The sequence below is a fragment of the Thermithiobacillus plumbiphilus genome (assembly GCF_038070005.1).
Lineage (GTDB): Bacteria > Pseudomonadota > Gammaproteobacteria > Acidithiobacillales > Thermithiobacillaceae > JBBPCO01.
Genome location: NZ_JBBPCO010000002.1, coordinates 146,559 through 166,667, shown reverse-complemented (window position 1 = coordinate 166,667; position 20,109 = coordinate 146,559). Strand labels below are relative to the sequence as shown.

The window sequence follows — 20,109 nt, the reverse complement described above, 5'->3', positions numbered from 1 at the left end:
ACGACAAGGCCCGGCATTGCCGGGCCTTTTTCGTGAGTGGTCTACTCCTCGCCTACTCCTCGACCCGTTTCGGATGCCGGCGCTGCCAGTAGTCCTCGAAGCGGCCCTTGCCGTGCTCCACCAGCGAGTAAACCGCAGGCACCACCACCAGGGTCAACAGGGTCGAAGTGATCATGCCGCCGATCACCGCCACCGCCAGCGGCCCATTGGTATCCGCGCCGGCACCCAGACCAATGGCCGCCGGCAACAACGCCAGGATAATGGTCAGCGAGGTCATCAGGATCGGCCGCAAACGGATCGGGCTCGCCTCGCGCAACGCGGTGTCGATGTCCATGCCCTCGGCGCGGTACTGATTGGTGAGATCCACCAGCAGGATCGAGTTCTTGGCCACCAGCCCCACCAGCAGCACCAGGCCAATCATCGAATAGATATTCAGCGTATGGCCAGTGAGCCACAGAGCGGCAATGCCGCCGATCATCGCCAGCGGCTGCGCCATCATGATGATCAAAGGCTGCAGGAAGGAGTTGAACTGGCTGGCCAGCACCATGTAAAGCAGAATGGTGGCGAGCATGAAGGCGAACAGCACGGAATCTATGGTCTTGCCGAACTCCTCGGCCTGGCCGGTGAACTGTACGGAGTATCCCAGCGGCAACACCTCCTCAGCGGTCTCTTTGACCAGAGTCACCGCGTCTCCCAGCGGCATCTTCGGATTGGCGTAGAAGAAGGCGGCGTAGCGCAGATCATAGCGGCTGATCACCGCGGGCCCGGCTGTCTGCTTGAAGCTTGCCACCGTATCGAGGCGCACAATCTGCCCATCACGCCCGCGCAGATAGATCTTGCTCATGTCGCCCGGGTTGCGGAATTCGCCTTCCACCGCCTTGAGCCGTACGTCATAACGCTCGCCATTGCCCGGATCATCGTTGAACTTGGCAATGTCCTGGCCACCGGCCAGCACGTTGGCGGCCATGGCCACGTCACGCGCACTCAGCCCCAGGCTGGCGGCCCTTTCCCGGTCCACTTCCAGCTCGATCTGCGGCAGATCGAGCTGCAGGTCGAGGTCCAGTCGACCCATGCCGGGATCCTCAGAGAGCCGGTCCTGGATAAGCTTGCTGTATTTCGCGACCTCCTGCAGGTTCTGGCCGCTGACGACGAACTGCAGGGGCTCGCCGCGCTGGCCGCCGACGATGGATACCGGTGCCGCGAATACCCGCACCCCGGCAATACCGGCGAACTGGCGTTGCAGGATCGGGATCAGCGCCTGCTGGCTCAGCTCGCGTTCATCGCGGGGCGCCATGCGCACGTAGACGAAGGCCTGATTCACCTGACCGGCCCGTTCCTGACCGATGGCCGTGAAGTAACCGGCCACGGCCTGATTGCGCCCGAGCACCTGCTCAACTTCCGCAAGTTTCGCGCTGGTGTACTCGATGCCCGAACCAAGCGGCGCGCGCACGAAGACCAGGAAGCTGCCTTCATCCTCCTCGGGCACGAAACCCTTGCCGACACTGTTCAGAAAAAACCCGCTGGATGCCACCACCAGCACGGTGATGATCACCACGCCCCAGCGGTGCCGCATGCCAAGACCGAGCAAGGATCTGTAATGCCGCTCCATGCCCTGGAACATGCCTTCCAGGGCATTGTAGACCCGGCCATGTTGCTTCTTCACCACCAGAAAGCGCGAGGCGAGCATGGGCGTCAGGGTCATGGACACGAACCAGGACACCAGCACCCCGAAGGTCACCACCACGGCAAAGGACTGGAAGAAGCGCCCGATGATGCCACCCATGAAGATCACCGGGGCAAAGATCGACACCAGGGTCAGAGTCGCCGCCATGACCGCGAACATCACCTGGTTGGTGCCATTGAGCGCGGCCGTCATCGGATCGGGATCGATCTCCTCACGATGCCGGTAGATGTTCTCCAGCACCACGATGGCGTCATCCACCACCACGCCGATGAGCAGCAGCAAGGCCAGCATGGTCATCGAGTTGAAGGTGTAGCCGGCGAAGTACATCACGCCCATGGCGCCCAGCAGGGACACGGGGATGGCCAGCGAAATGATGAGGGTGGAGCGGAAGCTTTTGAGGAACAGCCAGACCACCAGCGCCGCCAGCAGGGTGCCCAGAATGAGATGCTCTTCCAGCGCGGCAATCAGCTCCAGGATGAAATTGGAGTTGTCCACCGCCACCTCCAGGCTCAGGCCCGGGGGCAGTTCGGGCTGGATTTCGCTGCGCACCCGTTCCTTGACGGCATCGACGATGGCCACCGTATTGGTATTGGCGATCTTGACGATGCCCAATCCCACGGTCGGCTTGCCGTTATAGCGCGCAAGCTGGCGGAAATCCTCCAGGTCGTCCTCCACCGTCGCCACATCGCGCAGGTGGATGGCCGCGCCATTCTGATAGCCGATCACCATGTCGCGCATGGCGGCCGGGTCGTGGTATTCGAGATCCAGCTTGATCAGGCGCTCGGTCTTGCCGCTGACCAGAAAGCCACCCGGGAGCTGAAAGTGCTGGCTCTGGAAGGCCGTTGCCAGGTCCTGCACGGTCAGGCCATAAGCTGCCAGCCGGGCCGGCTCGAGATTGACCCGGATCGCGCGGTCGCGGCGACCGCCAATCTGGACCTCGCCCACGCCGTTGATGGTTTCCAGGCGCTTCTTGAGCACGGTACGGGCATATTCGTTGAGTTGCTGCTGGGTGCGGTCGCCTTGCAGGGTCAGCCACAGGATCGGTTGCGCATCGGTTTCCACCTTGGCCACCATCGGCGGATCGGCATCCTCGGGCAACTGGCTGAGCACCTGGTTGATCTTGGCCTGGACCTCGTTGAAGGCGACATCGACATCCTTGTCCAGATCAAAGGTGATGTTCACCATCGATATACCGGGGGAGGAACTGGACTGGATGTGATCGATGCCAGGCACGCCGTTGACCTGGGTCTCGATGATGCTGGTGATGCTGGCATCCACCACGTCCGGATTGGCGCCGGGGAGCACCGTGGTGATGGACACCACCGGAAAGTCGATCTTCGGAAAGCGGTCCACTCCCAGGCGCTGAAAGGCCACGATGCCGAGCAGGATCAGCACGCCTGACAGCATGAAGGCCAGGACGTGACGCTTGATGGAAAGCTCGGGCAAGCTCATGAACGGGCCTCCCGGACCCGGATCGGCGCACCCTGGGTCAGGAACCCGGCGCCCTCGACCACCACCAGTTCACCGGGCGCCACTCCCGACAGGATCTCGACCAGGCCATCCCGGCGCACGCCGGTCTTCACCAGCCGCTGCCCGGCCTTGCCATTGCCGGCCACGTACACCACCTCACCGGCCGGACGCTGCACCACGCTCTGCTCCGGCAGCATCACGGCATTCTCGCGGGTGGCCAGCACCACCTCGCCGGTCACGCTCGCGCCAGGCCGCCAGGTGCCGGGATTGTCGACCTCCACCAGCACATCCAGGGCCCGGTTACTGGCACCGATCATCGGCCGAATTTCGCTGATCTGCCCCTCGATCGGCTTGTCCGGATCCGCCGGCGTGCTCAGGCGCACCGGCAGGCCGGGACGAAGCTGCGCGCCATAGCTTTCCGGCAAGGGCAGGTGCACCTGCAGCTTCTGCGCGCCCACCAGCCGGAACAGCGGCTTGCCGACCGTGACATAGTCACCGACACTGACCAGGCGTTCCTGCACCTGCCCCGCCATGGGGGACAGCACCCGCGCCAGGCGCAGATCACGCTCCAGCTGGGCCACCTGGGCACGGGCACCGGCGAGTTGCTCGCGCAGGGTCTGCAACTGGGTCTCCGCTTCCTCGAAGGTATTGCGCGCCACGTACTGCCCGGCCAGCAAGTCCCGGTAACGCTTGACCGTGCGCTGCTGATTGGCGATCAAGGCCTGCAGACGATTGACGTCGGCGCGGGCGGCGCGCAGGGCAATCTGCTGCTCCTGGGCATCGAGCACGGCAAGCAACTGGCCCTGACGCACGCTGTCGCCCTCCTCGGCAGCGAGGCGGATCACGCGGCCCGCGACCTCGGCCGCAACTTCCGGGAAAGACTTGCTGTCGACCTGACCCAGTGCGGTCACGGTGGTCTCCACCGCCCTGGACTCGGCGCGTACCGCCGTGACTCCGGTTGCCTGCGGGCCCTGGGGCTGTTTTTCCGGGGCATCCTGCCTGCCGCAACCTACCAGGATCAGTGCCAGGCCAATGGCCGCAAGAAAGGAGATTGGTCTAGCCATGTGACACCTTTTTATAGGAGCTGTTTGTTATGGATCTTGCTGATTTTTGGGCTGCGCGTCGGGCAACGCGCCATGCAGGATGATGTCCAGCACCAGTGACAGATAGCGGTCCGGATCCTCGGCGAAATCCACGCTGGAGTAGTGACAGATCAGGTCGCGGGCGGCGAAGAAAAAGACATTGGCGCCGATGAGCAGCACCGCCAGCGCCGCGGGATCCACATCCTCCCGCAGTTCGCCATTGGCCCGCCGCTGTTGCAGGGCATCCGCCAGGCGCGAGAAGCTGGCGTTGAAACCACTCTGCGCCAGTTGCTCGCCACGCTGACGCCCGCCCTCCAGAAGCTCACGCAGAATGATCCTGGAAAAGGTTTCATGATCGAGCAAACGCTGCAGATGATCCCTGGCAAAATGCCCCAGCGCGGGTGCCAGGGACTGATTGCGTTCGAGCAGCACCTGGACCAGCCCGCCGGAATCCCTGCAGGCCCGCATCAACACCGCCATGTACAGATCGAACTTGGTCTTGAAATGATGATAGATATTGGCCTTGCTGATTCCGGCCCGCTGTGCGATCAGGCTCATGGAAACGGCATCATAGCCCTGCTCGGCAAACAGGGTGCAGGCTGCCTCCAGAATACGGCTGGCGCCCTCACTGACATGTTCGGGATGTTCGGCATGGACGCCGGACACAGGGGCTTGGGGAAAAGGGTGTTTTTCCGACAAACTGATTCCTTTGGTAATTTGGCGCCGTGGTAATGCCCTGGGAAGACTTGACTTACCGGCCGGTCGGTTAGCACACTATAACGAGCTTTCCCTCCCACTGACAAGAGGCATGGCATGTCCCCGAAGGCTGGCGTCCCGCTTACACTTTTCGCAATCCTGGTCGGCGCGTCCCAGCCGGTGGCTGCCGATGACCTGCTCCAGATCTATGAACAGGCGGCCGCGCGTGATCCGGTGGTCAGCCAGGCACGCGCACAGCTGACGGCATCCCGCGAGAACCTGCCGATCGCGCGCTCAGCCCTGCTGCCCAATGTCGCCGCCAACGCGCAGATCAGCCGACACCGGCTGGAACTCAATGGCCTCGGCCCCCTCGGTCCTGCCGGCGCCATGTGGTATACCGATCGCAGCTACAGCGTGTCACTCGCACAGCCGCTTTTCAATGGCCGCACCTGGCCAGCCCTGCGTGCCGCGAAGGCACAGATCAGTGCTGCCGAGGCAAACCTGATCGCCGCGCGCCAGAATCTCATCGTCCGCACTACCAATGCCTACTTCGGTGTCCTCAATGCCATTCGCGGGGAACGCATCGCGCAGAGCGAACTGGAACGCCTGCAGGCCCTGCAACAGCAAGCCGAGGCCTTTTTGAAGGCCGGCACCGGCGAGATCATCGCCCTGCGCGAAGCCCAATCCCGGGTCGCCGGCGCGCGCGCCGCCCTGATCAATGCCCAGAGCCAGCACCGCATCGCCGACCAGACCCTGCAACGCCTGACCGGCACGCCGGCCAATACAATCGCCGATCTGGGCAATTTCGAACCCCAGGACCCTGAACCGGCCAGCATCCAACCCTGGATCGAGAGTGCGGAATCCAGCCAACCCACCCTGAAGGCGGCCCGCGAACAGCTGCAGGCGGCTCGCGAACAGATCGAGGTAATCTCACGCGAACGCTGGCCCACGCTCAGCCTCAATGGTGGCTATAGCTATGACGAGGGCGGTTTCACCGGCACGATGACCACCAAGGATACCTTTGTGGGCCTGCAGGCCAGCATACCGCTTTATGAAGGGGGGCAGATAGCCGCCCGCACCCGCCAGGCGCGCGCCCAGGCCGAGGCGAGCCGTTTTGCATTGCAGGATCTGAACGACGATGTGCGCCTGAGCACCGAAACAGCATTCCTGCAGCTTCAGGACAGCGCGGCGCGCCTGCGTGCCCTGCAGGAACAGGTCCAGAGCGCGCGCACCAGCCTGGAGGCCACCCGCAAGGGCCGCGAGATCGGCACACGCACCAACATCGACGTCCTCAATGCCGTACAGATCCTCGCCAGCGCCGAGCGCCAGCTCAATGACGCCCAATATAACCACATACTTGCCCGCGTACGGCTCAAGCAGGTTGCCGGGGTGCTGAGCGAGGCCGACATCCGCTCGCTCAATGCCATGCTGACGCCCTGAGCCGGCCCTCAAACCACTGCTGCAGGCTTGACGCTTCTGCGCTTCCACCCCATGATATGCGGCTTTGGCCGGCAGGCGGTTTGAACCCGCCGGCGACCCGGATACAAAAGCCGTAACGGACCTGCTCCGTGCTTCATATAGGGAGATCTATGGACGCCGCAGAACAGAAACAACTCCTGCGCGAGATGCTGTTTGCGCGCCGCTTCGAGGAGCGTTGCGCCGAAGCCTACCACGAACGCAAGATCGGGGGCTTCCTTCACCTCTATCCGGGCCAGGAGGCCTGCGCCCTGGGCGTGATGAAGGTCGCCCGCCCCGGCCACGATTACGCCATCACCGGCTATCGCGACCACGTGCACGCCATCGCCTGCGGCGCGCCCGCGCGCGAGGTCATGGCCGAGCTTTTCGGCAAGGAGACCGGGTCCTCGCGCGGCCGCGGCGGTTCCATGCACATCTTTGATCCCACGGTCCATTTCATGGGTGGCTATGCCCTCGTGGGCGGCCCCTTCCCGCTGGCGGCGGGCCTGGCCAAGGGCATCCAGATGCAGGGTACCGATCAGATCGCCATCTGTTTTCTCGGTGAAGGCGCCAACAATCAGGGCACCTTCCACGAGACCATGAACATGGCCCAGCTCTGGAAGCTGCCGGTGCTTTTCGTCTGCGAGAACAATGGCTATGGCATCGGCACCGCCGATTACCGCGCCGCCGCCGTGACCGAGCAGTACAAGCGCGTCTGCGCCTACAACATGGCAGCCAGCAAGCATGACGGCCAGGACATCGAAACCGTCATGGAAGCCGCCAGAACCGCGGTGGATTTCGTGCGCTCCGGCCAGGGCCCCTACTTCCTCGAACTGCAGACCTACCGCCTGCGCGGCCACTCGATGTCCGATTCCGGCGCCTACCGCACCAAGGAAGAGGTCGAGACCTGGGCCCAGCGCGATCCGCTGCTGCTCTACAAGAACAAGCTCATCGAGCGCAAGGTCATCAGCGAGGAAGACTATCGCGACATGGAGAAATCCGTGCTCGACGAAATCGAGAACGACATCATCAAGTTCGCCGAAGAGAGCCCCGAGCCACGCGTCGAGGATCTGGAAAAATACGTACTGGTCGAGGGGGAAAGCCAATGAGCGAAATGATGTACTGGCAGGGCATCCTGCGCGCTCACGATGAGGAAATGGCCCGTGATCCGCTGGTCTTCGCCATGGGCGAGGACATCGCCGTGGCGGGCGGCACCTACAAGGCCACCCAGGGCCTGCTGGCCAAGTATGGCGAACAGCGGGTGATGGACACGCCGATCTCGGAAAACTCCTATACCGGCATTGGCGTCGGCGCGGCCATGACCGGCTGCCGCCCCATCATCGAGATCATGAGCGTGAACTTCGCCTGGCTCGCCATGGACCAGATCGTCAACTCGGCGGCCAAGATCCATTACATGTCCGGCGGCCGCATCAAGGTCCCGGTCGTGATTCGCACCCCCGGCGGCACCGCCCACCAGCTCGGCGCCCAGCACTCGGCGCGCATGGAAAAGGTGTTCATGGGCGTGTCCGGCCTGCGCGTGGTCACCCCGAGCAATCCGCGCGACGCCTATGGCCTGCTCAAGAGCGCGGTGCGCTCCGATGATCCGGTGGTCATCATCGAGCACGAGCTCATGTACAACATGAAGGGCGAGATCCCGGACGAGGAATTCTTCACGCCGCTCGAAGGCCTGGAAGTCGTGCGCCCCGGCCGCGACATCACCCTGTTCGGCTACAACATCAGCGTGCACTGGGCGCGCGAGGCGGCGGATTTCCTGGCCCAGCACCATGGCATCGACGCCGAGGTCATCGACCTGCGCTCGCTCAAGCCCCTGGACCGCGACGGCATCCGCAAGAGTGTGGCCAAGACCCACCGGGCCGTCATCATCGAGGAAGATGAAGCACCCTGCGGCGTGGGCTCGGAAGTGATGGCCATCATCAACGAGGAAGTCTTCTTCGAGCTGGATGCCGCCCCCGTGCGCGTGCATGCCGCGGATGTGCCCATTCCCTACAACCACAAGCTGGAAAAGGCTGCCATCCCGAACGCCAGCAAGGCCGTTCAGGCGGTCCTGAAGATGTTCGGCAAATAGAAGGGTGAACATGGCTGAAGCATACGTCATCAAGATGCCGCAACTCTCGGACACCATGACCGAGGGCGTGGTCGTTTCCTGGGAGAAACAGCCGGGCGACAGGATCAATCGGGGTGACGTGGTCGCCACGGTCGAGACCGACAAGGCCATCATGGATGTCGAGGTCTTCCGCGAGGGTTATCTCTCCGGCCCGCTCGCGGCCGTGGACAGCGTCGTCGCCGTCGGGGACGCCATGGCCTATCTGGTGGACGAGCCCGGCCAGGTCGTCAGCGAAACCATGAGCGCCGCACCCCGCGCTGACAAACCTGCCGCCGGCCATGTCACGGCCGGTGTGGCAACGCCGGCCCAGCCCGTCATCCAGGCACTGGACACGGCGGCGGCGCCCGCCCCGCGCCCTGCCAACAAGCAGGCCTCGCCGCTGGCGCGCAAGCTCGCGGCGGCCATGCATGTCAATCTCAACAACCTGCACGGCAGCGGGCCGGCCGGTGTGATCACCGCCCTGGATGTCCAGCGCGCCCAGCCCATCCAGCGCCCGACCGAGATCTCGCCGCTGCCGGCGGCGCACGAACTGCCGGACATCCAGGTGCCGGGCCATGGCCGCCCCATGACGGCCATCGAGCGGGCCGTCAGCCGCAGCATGACCGCGAGCCTGACCATCCCGAGCTTCCGCGTCACCATGCACATCCAGCCCGAGGCCCTGATCCGCGCGGCCAAGGCGCAGAAGGTATCGGTCACGGTGGCCATCGCCAAGGCCGCGGCCGAGGCCCTGAAGCTGCATCCGCTGGTCAACGCCGCCTATCAGCCGGTGGACAAGATCGTCGAGCGCGCCAATCAGGATATCGGCATTGCCGTGACCGCCGAAGGCGGCGGCCTGGTCGTGCCGGTGCTGCGCAATGTCGGCGAGCACAGTATCGAGGAACTGCACCAGAGCTGGAACGCCATGGTTGACCGCGCCCGCAAGCGTCGTCTGGCGCCCGAGGAATACGCCAACCCGACCTTCACCGTGTCCAACATGGGCATGTATGGCGTGTCGCAGTTCGACGCCATCGTCACGCCCGGCACGGCCGCCATCCTGGCCATTGCCGCGGCCGGCCCGCAGGGCATGCCGATCACCATCACGGCGGACCATCGCGTGGTCAACGGCGCCGAGGCCGCGGCCTTCCTCGCGGATCTCAAGCGCATCATGGAGCAGCCTGATAGCTGGATGGGCAAGCCCGGCCCCGTGATCCCCGAGGGGGATTACGACTATCAGGTGGCCGTGATCGGTGGTGGGCCCGGCGGCGAGGACTGCGCCCGGGATCTGGCCGAGCACGGCATCAAGGTGGTGATGATCAACAACGCCCCCCTGCCCGGCGGCGAATGCCTCTGGCGCGGCTGCATCCCCTCCAAGGCCTGGCGCGCGGCGGCGGACCGCATCCGCGACCGTCACCATGACGCCCTGCTCGGCATCGGCAACACCGATCAGCCGCAACTGGACTGGGCGCGGCTCGAAAACCACCGCAGGCAGGTCCTGCAGACCCGCGGCGAGATGGCGCTGAAAACCGACACCGGCATGAAGATCAAGGTGCTGGAAGGCTTTGCCAGCTTCACCGGCGCCCATGGCCTCAAGATCGCGGGCAAGGATGCCGGCGAGATCAGCTTCGGTGCTGCCGTGATCGCCACCGGCGCCCCGGCCTTCGTGCCGCCCATTCCGGGCGCGGCCGAGGGGCTGGCCAGTGGCGGCGTGCTGACGTCGGATACGGTCTGGAACCTGCCCACCCCGCCCAGGCGCCTGTGCGTGATCGGCGCCGGTGCCATCGGCATGGAAATGGCGCAGATCTTCCATGATTTCGGCGCCGAAGTGACCGTGCTCGAAGCCCAGGACCGCCCGCTGGCCGAAGTGGAAGCGGAAATCGCCACCACCCTGGTCAAGATCCTCGCCAAGGAGCCGCGCCTGCGCGTGCAGACCCAGGCCCGGGTGCAGGGCATCGACGGCAAGCCCGGCGACATGCAGGTGCGCTATCTCGACGCCCAGGGCCAGGAGCAGGGCGTGGCCTGCGATCTGGTGCTGATGGCCACCGGCAAACGGCCCAAGACCCAGGGCCTGAATCTCGATGCTGCCGGCGTCAAGCTCGGCGAGCGCGATGCCATTGCCGCCGATGCGGCCTGCCGCACCAGTGTGCCGCACATCTTTGCCGTCGGCGACGTCATCGGTGGCCTGATGCTGGCGCACACCGCCGGGCAGCAGGGCCGCGTAGCCGCCGAAAACCTGCTGGGGCATGCCGCCAAGTACGATGAATCGAAGGATTCCGGCGTGATCTTCACCCGCCCACAGGCTGCCTTCGTCGGGCTGTCCATGGAGCAGGCCAAGGCGAAGGGGCTTGATTGCGCCGAGGTCAAGGTGCCGATGAGCATCGATGCCAAGGCCATGATGACCGGCGAGACCGATGGCCTGATCAAGCTGGTGGCCGACAAGGCCAGCCACCGCATCGTTGGTGTGCACTTCCTTGCGGATCACGCCGACACGCTGATCGGCGAGGCGGTGATGATGGTCTCGGCGGGCCTGACGCTGGAACAGGTTGGTCAGGCCATCCACCCCCACCCGACCCAGACCGAGCTCTTTGGCGAGATGGCCCGGCGCCTGCTGTCGCGCCTGCGCCGAAGTGCTGCCAAGCAGACGGCCTGAGCCCGTGCTCCAGGCGTTCACCGGGGCCCCGCGAGGGGCCCTTTTTCATGGAATAACAAAGGGAGGAACGATGGACCTCAAGCGCAGCACACTGAGCGCCTATGGCTGGCTGCTCGATTTACTGGTCATAGGATTGATACTGGTCATGCTGGTGACCCTGGCCCTGAGCTTCATCCGGCTGGTCCAGGATCTCTGGCTGATCGTCCCCGGCGCGCTCGGCGGCGAGGGCAGCAATGAGAAGGGTCTACACCAGCTCGTCATCAATGTACTTGGCGTGTTCGTCCTGATCGAGCTGTTTCGCACCTTCACCGACTACATCGAATTCCACCGCATCCGCCTGCATGTGCTGGCGGACGTCTCGATCGTGTTCATCCTGCGCGAACTTTTGATCGGACTTTACGGCCACACCCTCCAATGGATGGACATCCTGTCGTTGGCGGCACTGTTGCTGGTATTGGTTGGCATGCGTACCCTGGCGATCCGGGTCTCGCCGCCGAAGGAGCGCGTCAAAGGTCCAGGAACTGATTGACGGCCTGCTGGATGGCCTGATCCGCACCCGGGCCATAGCGCGTGGTTTCGGGGTCAAAGCGATCGGTAAAGGCATATTCGTACCTGAGATCCTGCAGGCCCAGCACGCCAAAGAGTCGCGCCTCGGCGGAATGGTCATCCGGGTGCAGGACAAGCGTTGGCCAGCCATCCGCGCCCGGCTCCAGGGCCGGGCCGAAGAACAGCGCGCCGGGCTTGTTTTTCAGGCGTAGCACACAAGTGCCTGCCGTGCGCCCGGACATGGGCAGGAAATCGATGGTGCGGGTAAAGCGCGTCTTGCTGTCGAGTTCCACGTCCATGGGCGCCTCGAGCCCCCTGCCCTCGTGCCCATAGGCCACCAGTTGCAGGCCCGCCGATTTCCAGGCAGCCAGGTCCCGCGCACCCAGGCGACTGGGCAGAAACAGGAATTTCGGCTCGGCCACGGCGCGCAGGGAGGCCAGGCGCTCGGGCGAGAAGATCGGCGCATTGACCAGCACGCCTCCAGCCTCACGATCCTGGATATAGTAAACTGCCGGCCGGTCCTGGCCGCCTTCCACCCAGTAAACGACCCGGTCGAAAAATCTGATCAACTCCTGCATACTATGTAACTCCCCGAAATGAATCAGTTTCCACTCTAGCCGAAAGCGATTGCGGAGGAAACATGTTCAACTTCTTCTTTCATTCCGAAACCGGCCTGATCACTCTCTTTGCGACCCTTGGCATCTTTGCCGTGCTGATCGGGCTTGCCGTGTTTCTACTGATCAAGGCGCGGGGCGGCTAGCTCGCGACTGCTCCAGAGAAGATGAACTCTCCTCCTGAAAAACGCTTTACAGTAATAAGATATTTAGGTATTAATATGTACGGGTGACTTACCCATCCGTGGAGATACGAAGATGTTGAACGCACTGCTTGGAAATTCTGTCGGCGTGTTGTCCCTTCTCACTGTGGTTGGCGCCATCGGGGTCATGGGATTCTGGACCTGGCGTGCCATGAAGTAATTGCGGGAGCCCAGACACAAAAAACCCGGATGTCGCCAGAGACATCCGGGTTGGAATCGAGGCTGCTTGCAGCTGCCAGCGCCTCAAGTCTTGAGCTCTCGTTGCGGAATCAGCCTGGTTTCATCTCCTTGCCCAGCAGCGGCGCCAGTTCTCCGAGCGCCTGCTGATACACCTGCCGCTTGAACTCGATGATCTCCTGCACCGGCATCCAGTAATCCACCCAGCGCCAGTCATCAAACTCGGGCTTGGTGGTGGCCACATTGATCTGGCGCTCGTCACCACAGAACCGCAGCAGAAACCAGATCTGCTTCTGGCCCCGGTAGCGCCCGCGATGACGTCGCCGGCCATAGTTATGTGGCAGGTCGTAGCGCAACCAGTCGCGGGTGCGACCGATGATGCGCACGCAGTCGATCCCCACCTCCTCCTTCAATTCGCGGAACATCGCCTCTTCCGGGCTCTCGTGCGGCAACATGCCCCCCTGGGGAAACTGCCAGGAAGTCTCGCCAATGCGCCGGGCCCAGAAAACCTCGTCCTTCTCGTTACAAATGATCATCCCCACATTGGGACGGTATCCATCAGCGTCAATCATCTCAAAATCCCGTACGCCCGGCCTGTACGGCGGGCCAAATTGCCCCGTACTATATCACAATTCAGCCGGCGCCAAAGGAGCACAAGTGCGGGTTTTGCCTCTGCTTCCTTGGCAAGGCGGGAATGAGGAACTATGCTGAGACAATACGGGAAGACGCAGCCAGCAAACCACCAGGAGAGTAATGCATGAAAGATTCATTGATTGCTTTTGCGACAGGCATGACCTTGATGGCGGCCACCCCTGCCCTGGCGGCAGACCAGGCGAGCGCGCAGGCCGCTCTGCAGGCTGCCCAGGAGGCCGCCAAGAAGACGGACAGCATCCATTATCTCTGGACGACGACCGACAAGCTGCTCAAGGATGCACAGGCTGCCATGCAGGCCGGCGATTTTGAAAAGGCCGAGAAAATGGCGAAAGAGGCCCGCATACAGGCCGAGATTGCCTACAGGCAGGGTACAGGCCAGGAAGCTCAGGCCAGCAAGAAATCCTGATATCCGCATCCTGGAAGCGGGCGTATCAGTCCGCCCGCTTCTTTCCGCCTCTCAGGGGCGGTTTTCGATTTCTTCCATGTCGGCATCCGACAGCCCGAGGTAGTGTCCCACCTCGTGCACCACCACATGCCGCACACAATCCGCCAGCGTCACGCCGGTTTCCTCGCAATAGGCCAGAATGGGCTCGCGATACAGATGGATGATGTCCGGCAGGTTGCCAAAACCATAATAGGCGGCGCGCATCGGTAAGGGCGTGCCCGTATACAGCCCGAGCAGATCATAGGGGCTTTCCGTGGCGAATTGTGCCTGTATGTCCGGGTCCGGAAAGGCCTCGACGACAAAAATGATGTTTTCGAGTTCCTTTTGCACCCAGTCCGGCAAAGTCGCCACCGCGTTTTCAGCGGCATCGCTAAATATTTGATCCGAAATGACATTCAATTCCATGTAGAACTCATCCTACACCCCCAAAGACTGATCTTAGAACTAAAGGCTTATTGTTAGCAGGACAAGTGGGGTCTAAAAAACATGTAACCGAAGCACATTCGGGATCGGCTGCAAAAGGAGGAAGGGAGGCAGGTTTGGCGCCCGCGCACGGTACGCACAACGCGACTCTTCGAATCTTCCGAAGCATCCAACAAGCATAAGGCACTGGCTCTAAAACGTAAATGAGGACACTATGCAAATCGGTACCGTGAAATGGTTCAATGACGCAAAAGGCTATGGCTTCATCACCCCTGTCGACGGTGGAGAAGATGTGTTTACCCATTTTTCCTCCATCGAGGCCTCCGGGTTCAAGACCCTGAGCGAAGGGCAGAAGGTGGAATTTGAAACTACCCGTGGACCGAAAGGCCTGCAGACCAGCCGAGTCGTTCCCGTCAACGGCTGAAGCCCTGAAGCGCTCCACGCCAGTGGAGCGCAGCTTGCCGAAGCCAGTAATTCCCTCATCCGTCAATACCGCCATCCCTGCCGAAGTCGGCATTTCCTGCAAGGCTGAAGCCTTTTTTCCTTTGCTGACGGCCTATTTGGCAAGATCCACCGTCAGTTCCCGGCTCCGCGCAAGCGCCAAAAGCCTTTGATCGTCCATATCTCCTTGTTTCTGCATCCTTAATATGGTCGATGAAGCCGGCTTGGCGGGTTGCTAGACTGGCCCTGATTTCAATTGCCAGACCGCATCTGGTCTGCACTGGCCAGGAGAAACAGATAATGGCATTTTTCACCCATGAGCAGTCCGCGCCTGAGCTGTGGGGCGGTGTGGAATGCACCGTCAACCGGGTCAATGATGACTATTTTGACCAGATGGAACGTAATGGACACGCCTGGCGCCTAGAGGATCTCGATCTTTTCGCATCCTTGGGCATCAAGGCGCTGCGCTATCCCGTGCTCTGGGAACGCACCGCGCCGGACGGCATCGACAACGCGGACTGGCGCTGGGCGGATGAACGCCTGAACCGCCTGCGGGAACTGGGCATCGAACCCATCGTGGGTTTCGTGCATCACGGCAGCGGGCCACGCGATACCAATCTGCTCGACCCGGCCTTTCCGGGCCGGCTGGCGGCATATGCACGCGCCTTTGCCGAGCGTTATCCCTGGGTGAAATACTATACCCCGGTCAATGAGCCGCTCACCACGGCGCGCTTCAGCGGCCTCTACGGTCACTGGTATCCCCATCACCACAGCTACGAAAGCATGCTGCAGGCCCTGTTCGTACAGTGCCGGGCGGTGGTCGAGTCCATGCAGGCCATCCGCGCCATCAATCCCGATGCCCTGCTGGTGCAGACGGAGGATCTGGCCAAGATTTTCAGCACCCCACCGCTGGCCTACGAAGCGGATTTCCAGAACGAGCGGCGCTGGTTGAGCTTCGACCTGCTCACTGGGCGAATCGACAGTCAGCACACGCTCTGGGATTTTCTGCTCGAAAATGGTCAACCCGAAGCCGACATCCTCTGGTTCAGGGAAAATGCCTGCCAGCCGGACATCATGGGCCTGAATTACTATCTCTCCAGCGAGCGCTTTCTGGATCACCGCCTGGAGTTTTACCCGACGCACACGCACGGGGGCAATGGCCGGGATCGCTATGCCGATGTCGAATCCGTGCGGGTGCGGACACTCGGGCTCAATGGCCCCAAGGCCCTGCTGCGAGAGTGCTGGGACCGCTATCACTTGCCCATGGCGGTGACGGAAGTGCATAACGGCTGCACCCGCGAGGAGCAGTTGCGCTGGTTCATGGCCGTCTGGGATGCTGCCGTGGCGCTGAGGCAGGAAGGCGTTGACCTGCGTGCCGTGACGGCCTGGTCCCTGCTTGGGGCTTATGATTGGCATACACTGGTGACACGCATGGAAGGCCACTATGAGCCCGGCGTTTTCGATGTCAGTGGCGCGCAGGTACGTCCCACGGCGCTGGCCAGCATGCTGCGTGAGCTGAGCGAGGGGCGGCGTCCGGATCATCCGCTCATGGACTCGCCGGGTTGGTGGGAGCGCCCGCAACGGCTGATCTATGGCGTCTGTGAACCTGATTCGGGCGTGGACCAGCGCATCGAGGCACGCATGGAAGCAAGCATGGAATCCAACCGTCTGGCCCGGCTCAAGGCCTCTCGTACCCTGGTAATCCTTGGCGCCCGCGGCACCCTGGGCCGGGCCTTCGCCCGTCTTTGCTGCCTGCGTGGCATTCCGCACCGCCTGCTCGGGCGCGAGGACATGGACATCGCCGATGAGGCTTCGGTAAAGGCCAAACTTTCTTCTCTCAATGCCTGGGCGGTGGTGAATGCCGCCGGCTATGTGCGGGTAGACGATGCGGAAACGGATCGCGAACACTGCTTCCGCGAAAACACCCTGGGGCCCAGCATTCTGGCGCAGGCCTGCCAGGAGCTCGGCCTGCAACTGCTGACCTTTTCCTCGGACCTGGTGTTTGATGGCAGCAGCGAGGCCCCCTACCGCGAAAATGATGCAGTCATGCCGCTGAATGTCTATGGGCAGAGCAAGGCGGAAGCGGAAAGGCTGGTACTTGCCCATTGTCCGTCGGCACTGGTGATCCGCACCAGTTCATTCTTCGGTCCCTGGGACGAATACAACTTCGTCACCCAGGCCTTGCGCACCCTGGCCGCCGGTAAAACCTTCACAGCCCTTGAAGACACCACCGTATCGCCGACCTATGTGCCGGACCTGGTGAATGCCTGTCTGGACCTGTTGATCGACCGGGATAGCGGCATCTGGCATCTGAGCAACCAGGGCCAGATCAGTTGGGCGGAACTGGCGCGCTGCTCGGCCGAAGCGGCAGGTCTCAGCGGTCATGGCGTGGTCGGTTGCACCCTGGCCGATCTGAACTTGCCGGCTCCCCGGCCACGCTTCAGTGCCTTGAGCAGTGAGCGGGGCATTCTGCTGCCCAGCCTGGAAAGAAGTCTGGGTCGATATCTGGCGGAGTGCGAGGTGGACTGGCGAGCGGGCATGGCCATGAGCGGTGTCAACCTGCCCGGCAGGGCCGCGCAAACCTCCTGACCCTGGGAAACGCAAGCAAAGGGGGCTCGATGAGCCCCCTTTTCTCAGGCAACGGCCTTCATGCGGCTGAGGATGTTCTCCGCGGCCTTCAAAGCAGCGGCGGCGACCTGGTCCATGTTGTAGTAGCGGTACTGGGCGAGTCGACCGACGAAGCTGACATTCGCCTCCTGCTCGGCGAGTTCCTGGTAGCGCTTGAACAGGGCCTCGTTCTCGGGGCGCGGGATGGGGTAATAGGGATCGCCCTCGGCTTCGGGATACTCGCGCACGATGCTGGTGCCCGGGTGCGCCTGGCCAGTGAGATGCTTGAACTCGGTGATGCGGGTATAGGCATGGCGGTTGGGGTAGTTGACCGTGCCGACGGCCTGGTACTGCGGGGTGTCAGCCAGGTGCTCGTGTTCAAAGCGCAGGGAGCGATAGGGCAGCTTGCCAAAGCAGTAGTTGAAGTAGGCATCGATCGGACCGGTGTAGACGATGTGCCCGGCCTGGACCTGATCGCGGATGGCATCGAAGTCCACGCCCACTTCCACCCGGATGTTGGGATGATCGAGCATGCGCTCGAACATGCGGGTATAGCCGTGCAGGGGCATGACCTGATGGCTGTCGGTGAAGTAGCGATCATCCTGATTGGTGCGCACCGGGATGCGCGCGGCCACGCCCGCGGCAAGCTCGGAAGGATCCAGGCCCCACTGCTTGCGGGTGTAGTTCATGAAGAACTTCTCGTACAGGTCCCGCCCGACGCTGTTGAGCACCACATCCTCGCTGGTACGCACCGGATCACGCGGCTCGCGCACCTTTTCAAAAAAGGCCTGCACGCCGGCTTCATCCAGATCCAGCCTATAGAGGCGGTTGACGGTATCGCGGTTGATGGGCATGGGCAATAGCTGGTCATTCACTTCGGCCAGCACCCGGTGCTCGTAGGGACGCCACTGCGTGAACTGCGACAGGTACTCGACAATGCGCGGGGCATTGGTGTGAAAGATGTGCGGGCCGTAACGATGGATCAGCACGCCATGGGCATCGTATTCATCATAGGCATTCCCCGCCACATGCGGGCGCTTGTCGATGATGAGCACCTGCCGGCCGGCACTGGCCAGCCGCTCGGCCACGATGCTCCCGGCAAAACCAGCGCCTACCACGAGATAATCAATCGAATGACTCATGCGGTCCTCTCTGAATGGAAAGCGACGGGCACAAGGCCCGCCATGTTGAGTGTCAAACAGATACCGCCTCAGCCTTGCCATCACGCGCCGATGCCGCCATCTCGGGCTTGAGGGCCTGGCGCATCAGGGTATCCATCTCGTTGACGATGGCATCCCAGGTCGCGCCCTGCGCACGAGCCAGCCCCTGCTTGATCAGCTCCGGCGCGGGGCGTTCGAGCATTTCCCCGGCCATGCGGATGAATTCCTCATGGCTGTAGGCCACCTGCACCACCGGGGTGAAATTGCGTACCACGTCGGCCACGGCAGTAGAAAGAATCGGCTTGCCGGCGGCCATATATTCCAGGGCCTTGGTGGGGTTGATGTACTCGGTGGCCTCATTGAGCGCGAAGGGCATCAAGCATAGATCAAAACCCTTGGCATAGGCCGGCAGGGAATCGAAGTCCTTCTGGCCCAGCCAGCGGATGTTGTCCGCCTGGGGCAGTTCGGCGGGATCGATCTTCACTATCGGGCCGGCCATGGCAATGGTCCAGTCGGGGTGAGCGGCAGCCAGCTTGCCCAGCAGCTCATAGTCGAGTCGTTCATCGATCACGCCATAGAAACCCAGCACCGGCCCCTGGATGCCGGCGAGATCGGCCGGAATTTCCGTTTCCTCGGCGCGGGCCCTGGCAAAGTGCTCGACATCCACGCCGCAACCAAAGAAATGCACGTTGTCGTGATGGCGCGATTTGGACTCGTAAAGTTTGTAACCACCGGTAAACACGATATCGGCGGCATCCAGGAGGATTCCCTCGCGGCGAACGATGTTGCTTGGGGCAAAGCGGAATTTGGAGAGCTCATCCATGCAGTCGTAGACCACGCCGACTTCATTGAAGTGACCCAGCATGGCCATGGTCGGCATCGGGTTGTAGAACCACTGGATCGGGCGGCTGAATCGTTCTCGCAGGCTGTCATCCGACTGTATGCGAAACAGCAGCAGATCGCGCACCAGCTCGTACATCAGATCCCCCTGCTCGGCAAGCGAGCGCGACAGATGGGGAATGACACGCGTGACCTTGCGGGAAGCCTGCAGGGTTTCCAGATGATTGTTGTCGGTCCCGGCATCGAAGATGGGCTCCTCGATGAACAGCACGGGATAGCTTTCGGCCAGGCGCGACAGGATCTGTTGCGGCCGCTGCCACACGAAATCCCAACGCAGATGACTGTGCACGATCAGGGAAAAGCTGGCGTCGAGGTCCGGAATGTAACTGAACTTCTGGCCGCGCGGCTTGCCGTGAGCGGCATTGGCTTGTTCGGAACGGCTCAGGATGTCGGATTGCTTGTATCCCATGGATTAATCCTTTTGCGGGCCTTTGACGAAATAATTTGAAAAAGCCGGATAAAATCCATATTTTTCAAATTGCTCATGATATGAGGGCAGCCAGTGAAAGGGCGGGCTGCCGCGGAATAATGAATTTGATGCCACAACCGGGCGCGGGGCCGGCATGCTGCCTTTGGCAAATGCGATCAAGGAGCGACTATTCATCCAAGAGATGGATAGATCGCATTTTTACCAATCTGGGACTCTATTGGAGAATTCTGCCCGCATAAATCAAACATTGGTCCTAAGCTGTTTAGCACCGGCCCGGGCATCGGACTTTGGGCCATTCCACCGCTGCCAGAATTGGTTTGCAATGCCAAATTCCTGCCAAAGCCAGCCCTTGGCTCCCGGTTTTGCTCTTT

At 62.3% G+C, this 20,109-nt stretch carries 18 protein-coding genes; 9 read left to right on the top strand and 9 right to left on the bottom strand.

Going from position 1 to position 20,109, the window contains the following annotated elements:
- Positions 1-52: 52 nt before the first annotated feature.
- The 3 genes from WOB96_RS02875 to WOB96_RS02865 are packed head-to-tail and all read right to left on the bottom strand — an operon-like array spanning position 53 to position 4,902.
- Positions 53-3,136: an efflux RND transporter permease subunit gene (locus tag WOB96_RS02875; RefSeq protein ID WP_341369767.1), complete on the bottom strand. Its 3,084-nt coding sequence runs from the start codon at positions 3,134-3,136 to the stop codon at positions 53-55.
- Positions 3,133-4,218, bottom strand: a complete 1,086-nt coding sequence (locus WOB96_RS02870) for an efflux RND transporter periplasmic adaptor subunit (RefSeq protein ID WP_341369766.1) — start codon at positions 4,216-4,218, stop codon at positions 3,133-3,135. Before WOB96_RS02870 ends, WOB96_RS02875 begins: the two co-directional genes overlap by 4 nt.
- Positions 4,219-4,245: 27 nt before the next feature.
- Complete coding sequence (locus WOB96_RS02865; RefSeq protein WP_341369765.1) at positions 4,246-4,902, bottom strand: TetR/AcrR family transcriptional regulator; 657 nt, start codon at positions 4,900-4,902, stop codon at positions 4,246-4,248.
- A gap of 147 nt (positions 4,903-5,049) precedes the next feature.
- Between WOB96_RS02865 and WOB96_RS02860 the strand changes: the two genes are divergently transcribed.
- From WOB96_RS02860 to WOB96_RS02840, 5 genes are all read left to right on the top strand, one after another.
- A complete protein-coding gene (locus tag WOB96_RS02860; protein ID WP_341369764.1) occupies positions 5,050-6,372 on the top strand; it encodes a TolC family outer membrane protein in 1,323 nt (440 codons plus the stop codon).
- Positions 6,373-6,521: 149 nt separating this feature from the next.
- Positions 6,522-7,496: a pyruvate dehydrogenase (acetyl-transferring) E1 component subunit alpha gene (gene pdhA, locus WOB96_RS02855; RefSeq protein WP_341369763.1), complete on the top strand. Its 975-nt coding sequence runs from the start codon at positions 6,522-6,524 to the stop codon at positions 7,494-7,496.
- On the top strand, positions 7,493-8,473 hold the full coding sequence (locus tag WOB96_RS02850; protein WP_341369762.1) for an alpha-ketoacid dehydrogenase subunit beta: 981 nt from the start codon (positions 7,493-7,495) through the stop codon (positions 8,471-8,473). Before pdhA ends, WOB96_RS02850 begins: the two co-directional genes overlap by 4 nt.
- Before the next feature lie 10 nt (positions 8,474-8,483).
- Positions 8,484-11,138 (top strand): FAD-dependent oxidoreductase, encoded by a 2,655-nt coding sequence (locus WOB96_RS02845; RefSeq protein ID WP_341369761.1) that lies wholly within the window; start codon positions 8,484-8,486, stop codon positions 11,136-11,138.
- A 70-nt stretch (positions 11,139-11,208) separates the two neighbouring features.
- Positions 11,209-11,667, top strand: a complete 459-nt coding sequence (locus WOB96_RS02840; protein ID WP_341369760.1) for a phosphate-starvation-inducible PsiE family protein — start codon at positions 11,209-11,211, stop codon at positions 11,665-11,667.
- On the opposite strand, the gene WOB96_RS02835 is transcribed toward WOB96_RS02840, so the two are convergent.
- Positions 11,645-12,262 carry a hypothetical protein gene (locus tag WOB96_RS02835; RefSeq protein ID WP_341369759.1) on the bottom strand — a complete coding sequence of 206 codons (618 nt, stop codon included), beginning with the start codon at positions 12,260-12,262 and terminating at the stop codon, positions 11,645-11,647. The genes WOB96_RS02840 and WOB96_RS02835 overlap by 23 nt on opposite strands.
- Positions 12,263-12,556: 294 nt before the next feature.
- Between WOB96_RS02835 and WOB96_RS02830 the strand changes: the two genes are divergently transcribed.
- Positions 12,557-12,661 carry a DUF3149 domain-containing protein gene (locus WOB96_RS02830; protein WP_341369758.1) on the top strand — a complete coding sequence of 35 codons (105 nt, stop codon included), beginning with the start codon at positions 12,557-12,559 and terminating at the stop codon, positions 12,659-12,661.
- A 109-nt stretch (positions 12,662-12,770) separates the two neighbouring features.
- On the opposite strand, the gene WOB96_RS02825 is transcribed toward WOB96_RS02830, so the two are convergent.
- A complete protein-coding gene (locus tag WOB96_RS02825) occupies positions 12,771-13,250 on the bottom strand; it encodes an RNA pyrophosphohydrolase (protein ID WP_341369757.1) in 480 nt (159 codons plus the stop codon).
- Between the two features lie 185 nt (positions 13,251-13,435).
- On the opposite strand from WOB96_RS02825, the gene WOB96_RS02820 reads away from it, so the two are divergent.
- Entirely contained in the window at positions 13,436-13,738 is a 303-nt protein-coding gene (locus WOB96_RS02820; protein ID WP_341369756.1) for a hypothetical protein, read from the top strand.
- Between the two features lie 51 nt (positions 13,739-13,789).
- Here the strand turns inward: WOB96_RS02820 and WOB96_RS02815 are convergent, their stop codons facing one another.
- Positions 13,790-14,182: a metallopeptidase family protein gene (locus tag WOB96_RS02815; protein WP_341369755.1), complete on the bottom strand. Its 393-nt coding sequence runs from the start codon at positions 14,180-14,182 to the stop codon at positions 13,790-13,792.
- A 232-nt stretch (positions 14,183-14,414) separates the two neighbouring features.
- Between WOB96_RS02815 and WOB96_RS02810 the strand changes: the two genes are divergently transcribed.
- Positions 14,415-14,624, top strand: coding sequence for a cold-shock protein (locus WOB96_RS02810; RefSeq protein ID WP_341369754.1), 210 nt, complete (start codon positions 14,415-14,417; stop codon positions 14,622-14,624).
- Between the two features lie 317 nt (positions 14,625-14,941).
- A complete protein-coding gene (locus WOB96_RS02805; protein ID WP_341369753.1) occupies positions 14,942-17,230 on the top strand; it encodes a family 1 glycosylhydrolase in 2,289 nt (762 codons plus the stop codon).
- A 44-nt stretch (positions 17,231-17,274) separates the two neighbouring features.
- On the opposite strand, the gene glf is transcribed toward WOB96_RS02805, so the two are convergent.
- From glf to WOB96_RS02790, 3 genes are read right to left on the bottom strand one after another with little or no spacing between them, the layout of a single operon-like run.
- Positions 17,275-18,390 carry a UDP-galactopyranose mutase gene (glf, locus tag WOB96_RS02800; protein WP_341369752.1) on the bottom strand — a complete coding sequence of 372 codons (1,116 nt, stop codon included), beginning with the start codon at positions 18,388-18,390 and terminating at the stop codon, positions 17,275-17,277.
- A 52-nt stretch (positions 18,391-18,442) separates the two neighbouring features.
- On the bottom strand, positions 18,443-19,717 hold the full coding sequence (locus tag WOB96_RS02795) for a glycosyltransferase (RefSeq protein WP_341369751.1): 1,275 nt from the start codon (positions 19,715-19,717) through the stop codon (positions 18,443-18,445).
- 3 nt (positions 19,718-19,720) lie between these two features.
- Positions 19,721-19,897 carry a hypothetical protein gene (locus WOB96_RS02790; protein WP_341369750.1) on the bottom strand — a complete coding sequence of 59 codons (177 nt, stop codon included), beginning with the start codon at positions 19,895-19,897 and terminating at the stop codon, positions 19,721-19,723.
- Positions 19,898-20,109: the final 212 nt, after the last annotated feature.